The organism is Protofrankia sp. Cas8 (assembly GCF_963555845.1).
GTDB lineage: Bacteria > Actinomycetota > Actinomycetes > Frankiales > Frankiaceae > Protofrankia.
On sequence record NZ_CAUVXI010000025.1, the window covers coordinates 1 to 16,972 of the forward strand.

Genomic DNA, 16,972 nt, shown 5'->3' on the forward strand with positions numbered 1-16,972 from the left:
AGCTACCCGCGCCCAGCTCCGCAAGCTGGCGGTGTTGGTCCGCAGTAAGATCAATATCATCCAGAATAACGATCTTCATTGCTACCAGCTTCCAGTCCCGACAGTTCAGCCAGTAGGCCAAATGGCGCACGATCATGGATCGTCTCGCACCCGCTGACCTCCAGGGTCGCTGGGACCCAATCACTACCGTAGTGCACCGAGTCCTCCACCCGTTCCGGCGATGATGCGCAACGCCGGAACGTGGATGTGGCGCTGGCGGACCTCGTCGTCGAAGACGAGCCAGCACGCGGTCTGCTTATGATCGTCGGCCGTCTTCTACACGGGCCCCGTCGGAGAGGTTTCGGCTGCAGCGTGGGCGCCGAGGTAGATGAAGCCGTAGGCCTCGTCGCGAAAGGGGATTCCGGCGGCCCGAAGAGCATCGTCCCAGTCGCCGGTGCACGCGGGATCCGCGCCTTCGCTGCCGTGGTCGGCGGTCAGCACGATGGCGGTGTCGTCGGTGAGTCCGCGCTCGTCGAGCAGGTCGAGGAAAACCCCCAGGCGCCGGTCCGCGTCGACCATCGATGCGCGGGCCTGCGGTGAGTACGGCCCGCCGCTGTGGTGTGCGGTGTCGGTCACCGTCGTGTTCCACCACATGAACGCGGGCGGCTGCGCGTCCCCACCCCACAACTGGGCGACCTGTGTGAGGCCGAGCGCGTCCACCTGGGTCGACCAGGCGTAGTCCGGATCGGCCGCAACCCATTGAGCGGTCGCGTGCGGGTCGTCCTGCGCCGAGGGCAGATGCTCACCCAGGCCGCTGGCGCCGTCGCCGCCGCTCATCGAACGGACCAGCGCAAAGGTCGAATATGTCGCGCCCCGGTCGACCGGCTCGTTGACGCACGCCGTCGACACACCGGGCCGCGCCGCCGCGATCACCTCGAAAACCGTCCGAACGCCGTCCCGGAGCTGATCGCATGCCACATGCCAGGTGGACGAGTCGTTGGCGATGACCCGACGCCCGGTCTCCCGGTCGAAGTAGACGTTGTTCAGGATGCCGTGCCGCCCCGGGCCGACCCCGGTCAGCGCCGAGGTGTGGTTGGTCAGGGTGACGCTCGGGAACTCCGCGATGGCACCGCCGGTCAGGGCGCAGCCCCGCGCCAGCAGCCGGGCAACCGCCGGCAGCTCACCGGTGACGGCCATGTTCAGCAGGTCGTTACAGTTCGCGCCGTCCCAGAGCAGACCGACGACGTGGCGGGCACCCGGCGCACACAGGTCCGCGAGCGGTCTGCCGTCAAGGTCAACGGCAGCGGCAGCGGCAGCGGCAGCGGCAGCGTCGACATCGGGGCCTCCCTGCGGACCCGCCATGGAAGCCCCAGCCAGCAGTGCCAGGGTCGGCGCGACGTCGACGATGCGGGCCGAGCGGTCGAGCATGCCGCGCCCACCGATGCCGGCCCCGGACAGCACCAGCGGCGCCCGGGACTGACCCGCGTCCAGCGACCCGTGCTCACCCAGGTGCCCGCCGCGCTCCGGCCAGTGATGCGCCGCACTGTGGACGACCACGATGTCCGGTGACCGGTGCGGATCGGCGAAGACCGAGGCGAGCCGTACCCCGGCGAGCGGGTAGGAGTTGCGGTCGTTCGGCGGTGACGGATCATCCAGCGCCACGTCCAGCGGAACGCCGTGCATCGGATCCTGCACGGCCACGGGATCATGCCCGTGCAGCACCTGCCAGCGGCCGGCCGGGTCGGCGAGTGCCACTCTGGAGGCGCCGTCGACGTTGGCGACATTGAGCCAACCATCGCGGACCCATGCCACGAGGTCCACGACAGCGGCCAGGTCCGGATTCGTCAGGACGGCGACCGCGGCCGACAGGATGTCACCCTCAGGCCCGGTGTGAACCTGGTTGTCCGCGATCAGGACTGCGTCACGGGCACCGACCTGGACCGGAAACGTGCGCTGGCTGCTGGGCACGATCGGACCCTACCGGCACCCCATGGACCACCGGTCGACGTACGGATCAACATCTCCAGATCGCCATACGAACAATCCGCTGGGTTTCACCACGTTTCCTCATCGCGTAGCGCCTCGAGCGCCTTACCGAGCTGATCGGTGCCGTCGCTCGGACGCATTCTCGGCCGATATCCGGGTCGTACCGCCAACCGGGCCCGACCGGACTCGACCAGCTGCATCATGATCGGGGTCGGAGCCCGGTCCTCGACGGGCACGATTCGAGCGATCAGCCGGCGGGGCGTGTGGCTCACGTCAGGCTGCGAGGGTCTTGCGGGGTCGACCGCGGGGCCGCTTGCGGGGGACGACCGCGCCCGTGACGACGAGCTCACCGCCCCAGACACCCCAGGGCTCGCAGCGGTCAAGGGCGGCCACCAGGCAGGCGTGGCGCAGGGGGCAGTCACGGCAGACCGCCTTCGCCGCTTCGACGTCCTCGGGGGACTCGGCGAAGAACAGATCCGGGTCAACGTCCCAGCAGGGCAGCGCCAGCCGGTCCCGCTCGATCCGGGCGATGGTCAAGGGGTCGAACACCGGGGTCACCTCCGACCTTCAGTCAGGAATCGGTCACGGAATATTCGGTCAGGTCCGGTCGAGAAAAGATCAGTCAGATGCAGATCGGTCAGGTGAAGATCGTCAAACCTGGACCGGACGGGCGCAGAGACGACAAAGGCCGCGGTCCCGTCCGGGATCCGCGGCCTCAAGGTCGGCGCTCTGTGGCTCGTCAGGCCAGCAGCAGACCTCGGGGCGGACCCGGGACACAGAGCGTGTGTATCGCCCATGCCTGGATACGGGTTTGCGCAGCCGATGCTCGGCGCGTGGTTTCAGGTAGCCCAAACCGATCGGGTGGGCAGACGAACGCGTCGGCAATCCCAGTACCACCCACAGGGACCACCTCCATACGTTCGTATCGGCACGTTCATGTCAGCGACGGGCAGGTATTTCCGGTGCCCACTGAGCACGGTAGAAGGCGTCCTCAGCCTCGGCAACCTATTTTCTAGGTTATCACGCAGATACCCAGTGCAACTGTCCGGCTGCTCAACCGGACTGCGACGAGGACGACGAGGACGACGAGGACGACGAAGACGGCGCGGTCGCCGGCGCCGGGACGGGCTCCGGGAGCGCCCGCCCCTCGACGAGAGCCAGCACGTCCTCGCCGTAACGATCGAGCTTGGCCTGGCCGATGCCGGGAATGCTGACAAGCTCCGCGACGCCGGTGGGCCGGTGCTCTGCGATTGCCATCAGGGTCGCGTCGGTGAGCACCACGAATGCCGGCGCTCCCTGCTCCTTGGCCCGGGCCGACCGCCAGGCGCGCAGCCGGTCGAACAGCGCCTGGTCGACATCGGCGGGGCAGGTCTCACATCGGCCCATCCTGGCCGCCGGACCCGCCAACGGGCGTCCGCACACCCGGCAACGCACCGCCGAGCGGTTGCGCGACCGCTGCCCACCGGCGCCGGACTCTCCCGACGCGGCGGCACCCGTGCCCGACCGCGTCGGCCCACCCGCCGACGCCGGCGAGCGCGGCATGAGCCCGTCCAGGAAATGTGAGGGCCGCCGAGACCTACGACCGCCTTCGTTGCGGGCCAGCGCCCACGACAGCGTCAGATACTCGCGGGCCCGGGTGACGCCGACGTAGAGCAGGCGACGCTCCTCCTCGATCTGCGCAGGGGTCTGCGCATGGATGATCGGCAACGTCCCCTCGACGAGGCCGACGAGGAAGACCGCGTCCCACTCAAGACCCTTTGCCGCATGCAGGGAGGCGAGCGTCACCCCCTCGACCGTGGGGATGTGCTGGTGCGCGGCCCGGTCGGCAAGGTCCGCCACGAACCGGTCGAGGGTGGCCTCGGGATCGCCTCCGACCATGTCGTCGGCGAGGCGGGTGAGCGCGGCCAGGTTCTCCCATCGCTCCCGCTCGGCACCCGCGCCATGCGGCGGATCGTCCGAGCGCCATCCCAGCGCGGCGAAGATGTCACTGACCTGGGCGGCCAGGCCGTCGGGTCGGTCGTCCTGCGCCGAGCGCAGCGCCGCCCGCAACAATCGCACGGCCTCAAGCACTTCAGGTCGGTCGAAGAAGCGCTCGCCGCCTCGGACCAGGTAGGGGATGCCGGCGGCTGTGATCGCGGTCTCGTACGCCTCGGACTGAGCGTTGACCCGATACAGCACAGCCATCTCGCTGGCCGGTACGCCCGCGGCCAGCAGCGCGCGGATGCGATCGGCCACCGCGGCGGCCTCCTCGGATTCGCTGTCGTGCTCGGTGAAGACCGGCGCCGGGCCGTCCGGACGCTGGGCGAGGAGTTTCAGCGGCGCCGGTCGGGCCGGCCTCGCGGCTGCACCGCCACCGGCTGCACCAGCTGTACCGGCACCAGCTGTACCGGCCCGCGCGATCAGCGCGTTGGCCAGCGCGACGACCTGCGGGGTGGACCGGTAGTCACGCACGAGGCGGATCACCTGCGCGTCCGGGAATCGGCGCGGAAACTCCACCAGGTGGCGCGGGGACGCTCCGGTGAACGAGTAGATCGTCTGATTCGCGTCCCCGACCACGCAGAGGCTGTCCCGCTCGCCGAGCCAGGCATCAAGCAGCCGCTGCTGCAGCGGGTTGACGTCCTGGTACTCGTCCACGACGAAGTGCCGGTAGCGGGACCGCAGCTCGTCGGCCACCCAACGATGCTCCTCGATGACCGCGGCGGTCAGCAGGAGCAGATCGTCGAAGTCGAGCACGCCCGCGTCCCGCTTCACCGCCTCGTACGCGTCGTAGAGACCGGCGATCACATCCGCGGGATGCGTCGTCTCGCGCGCTGCGGCAGCCGCGGCGGCCGGGTAGTCCGCCGGGGTGAGCAACGTGGCCTTAGCCCACTCGATCTCGCCGGTGAGGTCCCGAAGCTCTGTCCGGCTCGGTGCGAGACGCAACCGGCTGGCGGCCCGCGCGACCAGGGCGATCTTGCTTTCCACGAGCCGGGGCAGCGCAACCCCCGCGACCTTCGGCCAGAAGTAGCCGAGTTGCCGCAACGCGGCCGCGTGGAAGGTCCGGGCCTGCACCCCGGCTACGCCGAGTACCCGCAGCCGGCCACGCAGCTCACCCGCGGCCCGCGTGGTGAAGGTCACAGCGAGGATCTGGCCGGCCGGGATTGCCCCCGTACCGACCAGAAAGGCGATCCGATGGGTGATCGTCCGGGTCTTGCCCGTACCCGCGCCGGCCAGGACGCAGACCGGGCCGATCGGGGCGAGTACCGCGAGCCGCTGCTCGGGATCAAGTGCCTCGACCAATGCGCGAGCGTCATCCCCCACCGGCCGGGCGTGGTCGTCGATCATCGCGTCGTCGACACTCACGTCGTCGACGCCCGGAGGCACCCTCGAACCGACCATAGAAGGGACGGTAGCCGTCCCCACCGACGGGAAGCGACCCAGCCGCGCCGTGGTTATGAAGATTTGTTCCGTCATCGCCACAGAAAGGACTGTTCGTGCTGACGATCTATACGACACCGTGGTGCGGCTACTGCGTCCGCCTCAAGCGGCAGCTCGACGCGGCAGGTCTTGCCCACGTCACAGTGGACATCGAAGGGAACCCTGAGGCCGAGCAGATCGTCCGCAGTGCGAACAACGGCAACGCAACCGTGCCGACCGTTGTCTTCGCCGACGGCACCGTGTTGACCAACCCAAGCTTGCGCCAGGTTACCGAGAAGGTTGCTTCTGCCGCATAAGAGATACACAGAGCAACGACAGCCCGGCCATCCACGCTCGCCCTGCACCCGCGGCGCCAGATCGGGGGGCGGTGTCCGTCACTGCCCGTGAAGTTTGTGGCAGAGTTCGGGCTGTGTCGTCAGTACCTTCAGCACATATGTGGAGCGCGGTCGATGTCGCGCTGCAGGCCGCGGGTGCCGTCCACCGGATGGAAGCGACGGCGTTCGTGGTCCTGTCGGCCTCGACCGCGACCTACCAACGGACGACGGGTGCGCTCCCCGGCCTCGACGCCGGCCTGACCCTGCCCCGAAGTGAATCCGTGGGCGCGCGGGTACTCGACGGCGCGCCCGTGGCCCTCACCGAGGTGAGCGATGAGCCGGCGGTTGCCGGCACGGACGAGCCGGCGCGGCTCGGCGTGCGCAGCTACGTCGCCGTCGCGGTACTGGGCGGCGACGGCCGGTTACACGGTCTGCTGGTCGGACTCGACCGGGCACAGGTCACGCTCGCCCCATCCGCGATCATCTTGCTGCGCGGCATCGCCGACGCCGTCGGAGCCCTCATGGACGATGCCGAACACGTTTTCGAACACAGCTTCGAACACAGTTTCGAACACAGTACCGAAGGCGGTACCGTGCACCCCGAAGCGACCGAGGCCGGCACGCGAACAGCGCACGGCACACCCGCGCCGTCGGCCGCACCGGCACCGTCGGAACCTGGCGCTCCGCCGCGGCCGAGCCGGCCCGCACCGGGGCGGCCGGCCCCGCCAGGTCACCGGGCACCCGCGGGCACAGCGGCAGCACGTGGCGGGCAGCCGGAGATGCGCTTGCGCCGGTCGCCGACCGGATGGATCGTCGAAGGTCCCGGCGGCGATGTGCGGCCGGTCGGCGACCTGCTGTCCGCGATGGTCCTCGCCGATCTGCTCGCCGAGGACCTCGCCCCGCCCGGCCGGCCCCGACGGCCCGATCATGATCTGACCGAGGTCGAAGCGCTGCGGCTGTCGGTCGTCCAGCTCGAGCACGCGCTGGCCTCGCGGGTCATCGTCGAACAGGCGATCGGCGTACTGGCGGAACGACACCACATCCGGCCGCGGGAGGCGTTCGAGCGGCTCCGGCGAACCGCCCGCGGGATGGGACGACGCGTGCACGACCTGGCCCGGCAGGTGATCGAGTCGGTTTCGGACCCACGGGCGGTCCTGCCCGGGGAGCTGGCCGGCAGGGGCGGCGCCAGCCCTAGACCGGCGCCGCCGCGAGCCAACCAGGCCCGCCGCTGACCGAACGGACCAGAGCCTGCCTGGTGGATACCGGTCGACGGGAACCGGTCACCCGGTCACCCGGTCACGAAACGGTCATGGTCAACCGGCCGCGACCTCGATGATCCCCCCGACCGCGGCGGAGATCTTCTCCGCATCCCCGACCAGTACGGTCACCAGCCTCGACGGCGCCAGCACCCGAGCCGAGAGCGCCAGCACGTCCGCGGGCGTCACCGCCTCGAGCGCCACAGGATGATCACGAAGGTATTCGACACCGATGCCGGCCCCGGCCAGTGCCGACAGCGTCGAGGCGAGCCCCACGGCGGTCGCTGTGGACAGCGCCAGCGTGCCGACGGCATACTGGCGGGCCGCATCGAGCTCGTCGGCGGCCACGGGTAGCACAGCCATCCGGCCCAGCTCATAAAAAATCTCAAGCAGTGCCGGCCCGGTCACGTCCGTTGCCACGTCCGCGCTCACCGTGAAGCGGGAACCCGCGACCGGATAGTCGACCGAACTGCGTGGCGAGTAGGTGTAGCCCTTGTCCTCGCGGATGTTCGACACCAGGCGGGAGCTGAAATAGCCGCCGAAGACGGTGCTCGCGAGCCGCTGAGCGGCGTAGGCGGGGTCATGGCGGTCAACGGCCGGCCCGCCGATACGGATGTTCGTCTGGACCGCCCCGGGCCGATCAATGATCACAACAGGACCGCGGACCAGCGCCGGCAGCGCCGGCGTGGGATCAGCCTGTGTGCCGCTCCACCCGCCGAACGCCGCCTCGACCTGGTCGAGCGCGGCTCGCGGTTCGACATCTCCGACGAGGGTCAGGATGGCACCCGCCGGTGAGATGCGCTCGGCATGCAGGGTGCGCACCTCGGCCTCGGTCACCGCGGCGACGACCTCCGGCGCGGGTGTGTCGCCGCCATAGGGGTGGCTGCCGTACAGCCGGTGCAGCAGGCCCTCCCTGGCGATCACCGCGGGCTGGCTGCGGGCGATCGTGACTTCCTCGACGACCCGGTCCCGCTCGCCGGCGAACTCGCTCGACGGGTAGGCAGCCCCGGTGAGAACCTCAGCGATCAGATCAAGCAGAGGCGCGAGATTGGTCGCGAGCGCGGAGCCCACGACCGCGAGCCGGTCGGCGTCCACACCGGTCGACAGCGCTCCACCGAGCGCCTGGACGGCCGTGGCCAGCTCGACCCGGTCCCGCAGCCCGGTGCCGGTGAACAGGGTCTCGGCGAGCAGCTCTGCGCGGGCCTGATGCGCGCTACCGCGGCCGGTGAAGGGGATGCGCAGCCGTACCTCGACCAGTGGCACGCTGGCCCGCCGCACCACCAGTACCCGCAGCCCACCCGGCAGCATCCGCTCGGCCACGGCGGGAAGCTCGGCCGCTACGGTCGGCGCCACCGGTGGGATGGGCGACGCGCCAGCGGACGGGACGGTTTCAGACGTTGTCGCGACAGTTGCGGCGGTCACCGCAGCCTCCTAGCTGGTTCGAGGGTGGGCCCGGTATCGCGCTTGAGATCAACCCGGTTCATGACGCCGCGCCGGCGCGCAGTTCCAGCACCGCCCGGCCCTGGGCACGCAGCGCGGCCGCGGCCGCCCGGACCTCGTCCGAGGTGACCGCACCGACCAGACCGGGAAGTTCATTGATCAGTTCGGGACGACCGCGGTGCAGTTCGAAGGTGGCCATGCCCAGCGCACGCCCAAGCGCGTCGTCGGCCTCCCGCAACAGGCCCGAGACGATCCGGGACTGCACGCGGGCGAGCTCACCGCGTTCCAGGCCGTCAGTGGTGAGGCGGTCGAACTCTTCGTCCACCGCGGCGAGGATCGTCTCGGGCGTCGACTCAGCCGGATGGCGGGCCTCAAAGGTGAGCAACAGCGGATCCCGCTGGTCGAACGGGTCCCCGAAAGTGCCCAGGTAGGTGCTGACACCGATCACCGACCGGTCCTTCTGCACGAGCCGCCGCTCCAGGCGGCTCGCGTCACCGGCGGACAGGACATGGGTCAGCACGTCGTAGGCCAGGAACGTCGGCAGGTCCAGCGCCGGGTCGGGCACCCGGTAACCGACGGCGAGCGCGGGCCGCGGTGCCAGCGGGTCGGTCAGGACCGATCGCCGCTCGTCGGCACGCACCGGCTCGGCAAAGCTCGGACGGACCGGCACTGCACGGGCCGGGATCTCGCCGAAGTAGCGGCCGATCATCGCCAGCGCGTTATCGACGTCGAAATCGCCGACCACGGTGAGCACGGCGTTGCCGGGCGCGTAGTACTTGTCGAAGAAGTCCTCGGCGTCGTCCAGGCTCGCCGCCGCAAGCTCATGGAAGTCGCCGTAGCCGTTGTGGGCGTTCGGGAACGTGTCGAACGCGACCGGCGGGAGCGTGATCCACGGAAAGCCGCCGTAGGGGCGGTTCATGACGTTCACCCGGATCTCTTCCTGGACGACCGCGATCTGGTTGTCCAGGTTCTCCCGGGTGATCCGCGGAGCGCGCATCCGGTCGGCTTCCAGAAACAGGGCGCGTTCCAACGCCCCGGACGGCAGCAGCTCATAGTAATCGGTGTGGTCCGGGTGCGTGGACCCGTTGAACATGCCCCCGGCGGCCTGCACGTACTTGGGATGCTCAGCCTTCCCCACGTTCTCGCTGCCCTGGAACATCAGATGTTCGAACAGGTGCGCGAAACCGGTGCGACCTTCGGGTTCGGACCGGAAACCCACGTCGTAGTGGACGGCCACAGCGACAACCGGCGCCGTGTGATCCGGCGCCAGTACGACCCGCAGACCATTGGCGAGCGAGGTTTTCTCGACCCGGTAGGAGGGCGCCGGCAACGAAATGGCGGTCGTGTTCATCTCGGTACGAGGGGGCACGGTTGGCAACGCTACTGCGCCCAAGCCGTTCATGGTCCTGGTCTTCGATGATCCGCGCCACAAGGCCACAACCGGCGGGATCTGTTGCTCACGAGGAATACCGCAGGGACCGCCGCGGGCCTCCCGCCTCCCCTGTCCATCGATCAGCCCGGACTGATCATCGCAGATTGCGATTTCCCGCCACCACCGTGACCAGAACCGCGGCCACGGCGACCTGTAGAACGAGGGTGAGGACCCACCCGGCATCGATCCCGCTGGCAATGATCAAGCCGATCGCGGCACCGACAAGCCCGACCAGGATGGTCATCAGGCAGCCGATCGCCTGCCGGCCCGGCACGATCATGCGCGCGAGGGTGCCGATGACGATGCCGGTGACCACGGCACTGAACAAACCGGTTGGCGCGTCCACGACGCCTGATTATTCACGAAGAGCATCTGGACGCAATCCGATCCGCGACGCCTCGGCACGACGGCCCAGAAATGTACCGACACCGCGACTGCCCGGAGTAAAGTGCGGCCGATGCAAACTGTTCCGGGAGGACAGTTTCCTTCTGATCTTGCCGATGTTCTGCGGCTCGAACTCATGTCTCTTGGCGACGATCTGATCGCGGCGATAGCACGTGAGGTACCGGCATACGCGCGGCCGCTGGAGGGCTCGTTCGGCCGCGGTGTCCGCCAGGGTGTCGAGGAGGCCCTGCTTCGCTTCCTCACCGTGGTCGACACGAACTCGCCCGGCCCGCCGGACCTGGCCGCCAGCCGCGAGGTCTACGTCCGCCTCGGGCGCGGCGAGTTCCGCGCCGGCCGCTCGCTGGACACGCTGCTCGGCGCCTACCGGGTAGGCGCGCGGGTCGCCTGGCGCCGGCTCGCCGACGCGGCGCGGCGCGGCGGCCTGGACGCCGACGGGCTCGTGTCCCTGGCCGAGACGATGTTCGCATACATCGACGGAATCTCCGGCGCCACCGCCGAGGGCTACGCGCTCGCGCAGTCCCGGGCGGCCAGCGAACGCGGTCGCCTGTGGGACCGGCTCGGCGAGCTGATGCTGTCGGGCGGCAACCCGGCGACGATCGAACAGACCGCCCGGGCCGCCTCCTACCGGCTACCCGACAGCCTCGCCGCGATCATCGTGCCCGGGTCCGCCGGCACGGGCACTGGCACCGGCACTGGCACCGGCACCGGCACCGGCACCGGCACCGGCACGGACCACGACCGGGACGGGGACGAGCGTGTGGACGACCGCATCGGATGCCTGGCCCTGCCACCGGACACCCCCCGCGCCATCAAGGGCGATGACATCTGGATATTCGTCGGCGACCCGACCGGCCCCGGCCGCCGCAAGTGGCTGGAACGGGCACTGGTAGGTCTGGGAGCCGTCGTCGGTCCAGCCGTCCCGTGGCCGGAGGCGTCCGCGAGCGCGGCCAGGGCGGCCTTCGCCCGCAACGCCCGTGACCGCGGGGAGCTGCCCGGGGTACCCGGGTGCCCCGGCGGGTCGCTGTTCACCGACGACCACCTGGCCCAGCTCCTGCTCGCCCGGGACCCGGTGCTGCTGGCCGACCTCGCTAGCCTGCGGCTGGCCCCGCTGGACGGACTTCCCGTCAGAGTCCGCGCGCGTCTGGCGGAAACCCTGCTGCTGTGGCTGCGGCTACGGGGGCAACGCGCCCGGATCGCCGCCGAACTCCAGGTGCACCCGCAGACGATCCGCTACCGGTTGAACCAGCTACGCACGCTGTTCGGCGAGAGCCTCGACGACCCCGACGTCCGCTTCGAGCTCGAGCTCGTCCTACGGGCCAGCCCACGCCCGCCCATGCCGACCCAGGCCGGACACCGTGACTCCCCGGTGTGACTCCCCGGTGTGCGGCCCGGTGTGACATCCGGACATGGCGGGTGATCCCGGCCGCGCCGGTCAGCTGGCCACGGGGGCGGGCTTCGGGCCGGTGCTGCGCATGTTGACGAGCCGGCCGAGGAGATCGAACCAGAACGGCGCGCCGAGCGAGAGCGCGAGCGCGGTGAGCAGCCACCCGAAAATCTTCAGCGCCCAGTCGCCCACATCACCAGGGATCCGCCGGGGATCGGAACGGTCGGAGTCGAGCCCGCTCCACCCCAGTGGGAGACGCAGCGCCGTCGCATCCCGCACGGCGTTCACGGCCCGGTTCGCGGCATCCTCGGCGCCGGCGGCCGGTGAGGTACCCGCAGCGGTCGGGACGAGCTGGGCGGACGCAGCCTCGACCGCGGCCGTCCGCAACGACCGATTTTCCCACAGCGCGTTGGTGAGCGCTATCGCGTCCAGGTTCAGCGCCAGGGTGAGCAGCAACGCGTAGACGAGCAGGAACCGCTGGACGCGCCTCTTGTACCAGCCGGAAAGCCTGTCCATGGTGTCGTCGTACCATTCGGCGAGTTCAGCGATGATCCGATCACGGTCGTGGCCCGCCCGGGTGACGATGCCGGTCAGCGCCAGCCGGAGCGGGGAGTCCGCGGGCAGCTTGGCCACCTCGTCCAGAAGCGACCCGACCGGTTGCGCGGCGGCGAGCCCGACGATGGACGCGGCGATCCTGCGGCTCTCCTCGGTCGCCGCCGGGGACGCGACAAGAGCGTCGGACAGCGCCGCAGCCGTGGTGTCGGTGAGCGACTGATGCGCGTCGCGCAATGCCGTGCGGGCGGTCTCGGGGATCGTGGCGTGGTCCATCCGAGCGAGCAGGACCCGCGCGGGCGGTTCGACCATGTCGAGCACGCCGCGCGCAAAGGCCGCCGACGGGATGTAGGACGGCAGGCGCATCCGGCGGGCCCGCCGCCAGGCGCTGGTCGCCACCGGCGCGGCCCCCAGGTCGGGTACGACTCCCGCGTGCCCGCCCGAACGCAGGCCCCGCAGCGGGCCGTCGAGGAGCGTGGCCGTCCGGCTGGTGTCGGGGGCGGCGCTCGTGGCGTCAACGGGCCGATCACCGAAGAGGCGACGCAGCTCGGCCTCAAGCTGCCGGCCGCGGTAGCACATCAACCCGAACACAGCCTCGTTGATGCGGGAAACCGCCACGCTACCGATGGCGAACACGAGGATGAGCCCGATCGGGACGTCCACGATGGCTGAGTCCGGCACGCCTTACCCCCGGGTTTGCGCACTATCGGCATTCTGGCGTTGGGAAGACTACTGTGCCCCGCTCTGGCGTGCTGTGGTCCGGCTCCAGACAGCCGGTCGCGGGCCGGAAACCGGAGGCCGCAAGGCGCCAGCTGTGGGCACAGGAAATTCACAGGAGATACCCGGCTGTGCCACAGCTGACGTCGGCACTGTGTTTGCATGAGCCCCATGGCGTTACTCCTCAACGGGCCGGGATCCCCTGGCGGGTCGGCCGGCGAGGTGCACCAGACGACGCGGCAGGCTGCCCACCAAACGGCGCAGCAGACAACGCCTCAGGCAGTGGCTCAGGCAGTGGCTCAGAGCACGCGCCAGCCGCTCCCGGCGCTGCGCCGGGTGGACGGCACCACCCTGCGGGTGCTCGTCGTGGACGACGAACCCGCGCTCTCCGAGCTGTTGTCGATGGCGCTGCGGTACGAGGGCTGGGAAGTCCGCATCGCCGGGGACGGGCTCAGCGCGGTACGCACGGCCCGGGAGTTCCGTCCCGACGCGGTGGTGTTGGACGTGATGCTGCCCGACATCGACGGCCTGGAAGTGCTACGGCGACTGCGAACGGAGGCCACCGACGTCCCGGTGCTGTTCCTGACGGCTCGGGACGCTGTGGAGGACCGCATCGCCGGGATCACCGCCGGTGGCGACGACTACGTGACCAAGCCGTTCAGCCTGGAGGAGGTCGTCGCCCGGTTGCGGGGTCTGATGCGCCGGGCCGGGGCCAGCTCCGCCCGCACATCCTCCGAGCTGGTGGTCGGTGACCTGACCCTGGACGAGGACAGCCACGAGGTCCGGCGCGGCGATGACCTGATCGAGCTCACGGCCACCGAGTTCGAGCTCCTGCGCTTCCTGATGCGTAACCCACGCCGGGTCCTGAGCAAGAGCCAGATTCTCGACCGGGTCTGGAACTACGACTTCGGCGGCCAGGCCAACGTCGTCGAGCTCTACATCTCCTACCTCCGTAAGAAGATCGACGCCGGTCGGACCCCGATGATCCACACTGTGCGCGGTGCGGGTTACGTCCTCAAGCCCGGCGAACAGTAACCATGAGTAGCCGCACCATGGGAACAAGCAGCCGACGTCTCGGGTGGTCGCTGCGGACCCGCCTGGTTGTGGGCCTGGTCGGTCTGCTCGCGGCGGTATGCCTGGTGGTGGGCGTCGCCACCGAGGTGGCCCTGCACGACTTCCTGGTGGGACGCCTCGACGACCAGCTGACCGCCGCCGTCACCCGCTCCCAGGATGCCCTCGGCCAGCCTTCCGACAACCGTGCCGGGCAGCTGCGGTCATCGAACGGGGCCACGAACGGAGCCACGAACAGGGTACCGGGCTTTCATCCGGCTTTCCTGTTGCCGCCGGGCCAGTCCGCGGGTACCCTTGGAGCCCGCCTGACCGCCGGTGTGGTCTCGGATGCCGGGATCATCAGCGATGACGGCTCGCTTGCACCCCTGGACGCCGGGGCTGCGGCGGCCCTGACCGCCGTCCCGGCCGACGAACATCCGCACACGCAGACGATCGGCGGCAACGGAGAGTTCCGGCTGATCGCCCGCCAGATGCCCGACGGCACCGTGCTCGTGACCGGCCTGCCGTTACGCCCCATCCAGGCGACCCTCTCCCAGCTGGCTGTCGTCGGAGCCGCCGTCGCCGGGATCGGACTGCTCGCCGCCGCGTTCGCCGGCACGGCCATCGTCCGCCTCACGCTTCGGCCGCTGCGACGCGTGGCGACCACCGCCAGGCGGGTCGCCCAACTGCCGTTGGACCGCGGCGAGGTCGCGCTGGCTGAGCGCGTCCCGGAGGCGGACACCGACCCACGTACCGAGGTCGGTCAGGTCGGCGCGGCGCTCAACAGCATGCTCGGCCACGTCGGCGCGGCACTCGCGGCACGCCAGGCCAGCGAGATGAAGGTCCGTCAGTTCGTCGCGGACGCCAGCCACGAACTGCGGACCCCGCTGGCCGCCATCCGCGGATACGCCGAGCTGACCCGCCGCGGCCGCGACCGGGTGCCCCCCGACATCGCCCACGCGCTGAGCCGGGTGGAGTCCGAAGCGACCCGGATGACCAGCCTGGTCGAGGACCTGCTGCTCCTCGCGCGGCTGGACGCCGGACGTCCCCTCGACGCCGAAGCGGTCGATCTGTCCCGACTCGTCGTGGACACGGTGAGCGACGCCCACGCCGCCGGGCCCCACCACCGCTGGCAGCTCGAGCTGCCCGACGAGCCGGTGATCGTCACCGGCGACACGGCCCGCCTGCACCAGGTGCTGGCCAACCTGCTCGCCAACGCCCGCACCCACACCCCGCCCGGCACGACGGTCACCGCGAGCCTGCACGCCCGCTCCCCGGGCCTTGCCGTGCTCGCCGTGCTCGACGACGGACCCGGCATCCCACCTGATCTTCTCCCGTCCGTCTTCGAGCGGTTTGCCCGCGGCGACGGTTCCCGTTCCCGCGCCGCCGGCAGCACCGGGCTGGGCCTGGCCATCGTCAGCGCCGTCGTCACCGCTCACCACGGCACCGTGGATGTCACGAGCCGCCCTGGTCAGACGGCGTTCATCGTCCGCCTGCCGACGCACGTGCCGGCCATGGTCCCCGGGCCCGCAATGCCAGCCGGGGACGCGATGCCGGCCGAGGTCCCGATGCCGGGTCGCCAGCCCACGCCGCGGCTGACGTCCGCGCCTCGAGCCGAGACCGGTTCACAGGAAAGGCACAGCTTCGGCACAAGGGGGCGACAGGTCCCGGACCGACTGTAGGTCCATGCCCACAGCGACCGTCACCCCGCAGGACGCACCTGGTCGGACCGCCCCGCGGGCCACCCGCACGCCCGTCCCGGCCGCCCCGGCCGCCCGCCGGCCCATCCTGGCAACCCACCCCGCGGCAGTGCTGGACGTGGTCATCCCCGTCTACAACGAGCAGGCCGACCTGGAGCCGTGCGTACGCCGCCTGTACGCACACCTGACCAGGACCTTCCCGTACCCCTTTCGGATCACGATCGCCGACAACGCCAGCACGGATGCGACCCTGGCCGTGGCGGAAACGCTCCAGGCCGCCATCGCCGAGGTCACCGTCGCCCACCTTGAGCAGAAGGGCCGCGGACGCGCCCTGCACACGGTCTGGTCGGCATCCGACGCCCCGGTGCTGGCCTACATGGACGTCGACCTGTCCACGGACCTCGCGGCGCTGCTGCCGCTGGTCGCCCCGCTGATCTCCGGACACTCCGATCTCGCGATCGGAACCCGGCTGGCACGTGACTCGCGGGTCGTCCGCGGCGTGAAGCGGGAGGTGATCTCCCGCTGCTACAACCTCATCCTGCGCGGCACGCTCGCCGCCCGCTTCTCCGACGCCCAATGCGGGTTCAAGGCCATCCGCGCCGACGTCGCCGCGCAGCTGCTGCCCCTGATCGAGGACACCGGCTGGTTCTTCGACACCGAGCTGCTCGTCCTCGCCGAAAGGTCCGGACTGCGCATCCACGAGGTTCCGGTCGACTGGGTCGACGACCCCGACAGCCGCGTCGACATCAAGGCCACCGCACTGGCCGATCTCAAGGGCGTCGCCCGGGTCGGACGTGCCCTGGCCACCGGAGCGCTGCCCGTGCGCGACCTGCGCCGCCAGCTCGGCCGTGCGCCGCTGGAGCCGGCCGTCCCCGGCGTACCGGTCGGTCTGCCCAGGCAGCTTGTGCGGTTCACCGGCGTCGGAATGGCAAGCACCGCGGCCTACCTGGTGCTGTACCTGCTACTGCGGGGCACGGTGGGGGCACAGACCGCGAACCTGCTCGCGCTGGCGCTCACCGCGGTCGCCAACACCGCCGCGAACCGGCAGCTGACCTTCGGGGTACGCGGGCGCGCCGGCGCCGGCCGCCACCAGCTCGAGGGCCTTGTGGTCTTCGGCCTGGGGCTCGGGCTGACCAGTGGGTCACTGGCCGTGCTCAGCGCGCTGGCCAGCCACCCCGGACGGCCCCTCGAACTCGGCATCCTGATCGGCGCCAACCTCGCCGCGACGGTCCTGCGATTCGTCCTGCTGCGCGCCTGGGTCTTCCACCCGCACCGCCGGCAGGCGTGAGCCCGGCGGGGGGCGGCGGCATCCCCCCCCGAGCCCCCCCCCCCCCCCACCG

The 16,972-nt window shown here is 70.5% G+C and carries 14 protein-coding genes; 6 read left to right on the forward strand and 8 right to left on the reverse strand.

The window, feature by feature from the left end:
• Positions 1-315: 315 nt before the first annotated feature.
• From U9977_RS06305 to U9977_RS06320, 4 genes are all read right to left on the reverse strand, one after another.
• Positions 316-1,893: an alkaline phosphatase family protein gene (locus tag U9977_RS06305; protein WP_416210491.1), complete on the reverse strand. Its 1,578-nt coding sequence runs from the start codon at positions 1,891-1,893 to the stop codon at positions 316-318.
• Between the two features lie 140 nt (positions 1,894-2,033).
• On the reverse strand, positions 2,034-2,237 hold the full coding sequence (locus U9977_RS06310) for a hypothetical protein (RefSeq protein WP_322748230.1): 204 nt from the start codon (positions 2,235-2,237) through the stop codon (positions 2,034-2,036).
• Position 2,238: 1 nt separating this feature from the next.
• Positions 2,239-2,514, reverse strand: coding sequence for a WhiB family transcriptional regulator (locus U9977_RS06315; protein ID WP_322748231.1), 276 nt, complete (start codon positions 2,512-2,514; stop codon positions 2,239-2,241).
• Between the two features lie 504 nt (positions 2,515-3,018).
• A complete protein-coding gene (locus tag U9977_RS06320; protein WP_322748253.1) occupies positions 3,019-5,289 on the reverse strand; it encodes an ATP-dependent DNA helicase UvrD2 in 2,271 nt (756 codons plus the stop codon).
• 149 nt (positions 5,290-5,438) lie between these two features.
• On the opposite strand from U9977_RS06320, the gene U9977_RS06325 reads away from it, so the two are divergent.
• Both U9977_RS06325 and U9977_RS06330 read left to right on the forward strand, forming a co-directional pair.
• The gene (locus tag U9977_RS06325; protein ID WP_322748232.1) at positions 5,439-5,678 is read left to right on the forward strand and encodes a mycoredoxin; all 240 of its coding nucleotides are present in this window, start codon (positions 5,439-5,441) and stop codon (positions 5,676-5,678) included.
• Positions 5,679-5,791: 113 nt separating this feature from the next.
• Entirely contained in the window at positions 5,792-6,928 is a 1,137-nt protein-coding gene (locus U9977_RS06330; RefSeq protein WP_322748233.1) for an ANTAR domain-containing protein, read from the forward strand.
• Between the two features lie 81 nt (positions 6,929-7,009).
• On the opposite strand, the gene U9977_RS06335 is transcribed toward U9977_RS06330, so the two are convergent.
• The 3 genes from U9977_RS06335 to U9977_RS06345 form a co-directional block, all read right to left on the reverse strand.
• A complete protein-coding gene (locus U9977_RS06335; RefSeq protein ID WP_322748234.1) occupies positions 7,010-8,374 on the reverse strand; it encodes a pitrilysin family protein in 1,365 nt (454 codons plus the stop codon).
• A gap of 58 nt (positions 8,375-8,432) precedes the next feature.
• A complete protein-coding gene (locus U9977_RS06340) occupies positions 8,433-9,743 on the reverse strand; it encodes a pitrilysin family protein (RefSeq protein ID WP_322748235.1) in 1,311 nt (436 codons plus the stop codon).
• Positions 9,744-9,918: 175 nt separating this feature from the next.
• Positions 9,919-10,170, reverse strand: coding sequence for a GlsB/YeaQ/YmgE family stress response membrane protein (locus U9977_RS06345; RefSeq protein WP_322748236.1), 252 nt, complete (start codon positions 10,168-10,170; stop codon positions 9,919-9,921).
• A gap of 111 nt (positions 10,171-10,281) precedes the next feature.
• Here U9977_RS06345 and U9977_RS06350 point away from each other — a divergent pair, with 111 nt between their 5' ends.
• Positions 10,282-11,601, forward strand: coding sequence for a helix-turn-helix domain-containing protein (locus U9977_RS06350; protein ID WP_322748237.1), 1,320 nt, complete (start codon positions 10,282-10,284; stop codon positions 11,599-11,601).
• Between the two features lie 60 nt (positions 11,602-11,661).
• On the opposite strand, the gene U9977_RS06355 is transcribed toward U9977_RS06350, so the two are convergent.
• Positions 11,662-12,846: a hypothetical protein gene (locus U9977_RS06355; RefSeq protein WP_322748238.1), complete on the reverse strand. Its 1,185-nt coding sequence runs from the start codon at positions 12,844-12,846 to the stop codon at positions 11,662-11,664.
• 330 nt (positions 12,847-13,176) lie between these two features.
• Between U9977_RS06355 and U9977_RS06360 the strand changes: the two genes are divergently transcribed.
• From U9977_RS06360 to U9977_RS06370, 3 genes are read left to right on the forward strand one after another with little or no spacing between them, the layout of a single operon-like run.
• A complete protein-coding gene (locus tag U9977_RS06360; RefSeq protein ID WP_322748239.1) occupies positions 13,177-13,917 on the forward strand; it encodes a response regulator transcription factor in 741 nt (246 codons plus the stop codon).
• 2 nt (positions 13,918-13,919) lie between these two features.
• On the forward strand, positions 13,920-15,614 hold the full coding sequence (locus U9977_RS06365; protein ID WP_322748240.1) for a sensor histidine kinase: 1,695 nt from the start codon (positions 13,920-13,922) through the stop codon (positions 15,612-15,614).
• Positions 15,615-15,618: 4 nt separating this feature from the next.
• Positions 15,619-16,920, forward strand: coding sequence for a glycosyltransferase (locus U9977_RS06370; RefSeq protein ID WP_322748241.1), 1,302 nt, complete (start codon positions 15,619-15,621; stop codon positions 16,918-16,920).
• Positions 16,921-16,972 lie beyond the last annotated feature (52 nt).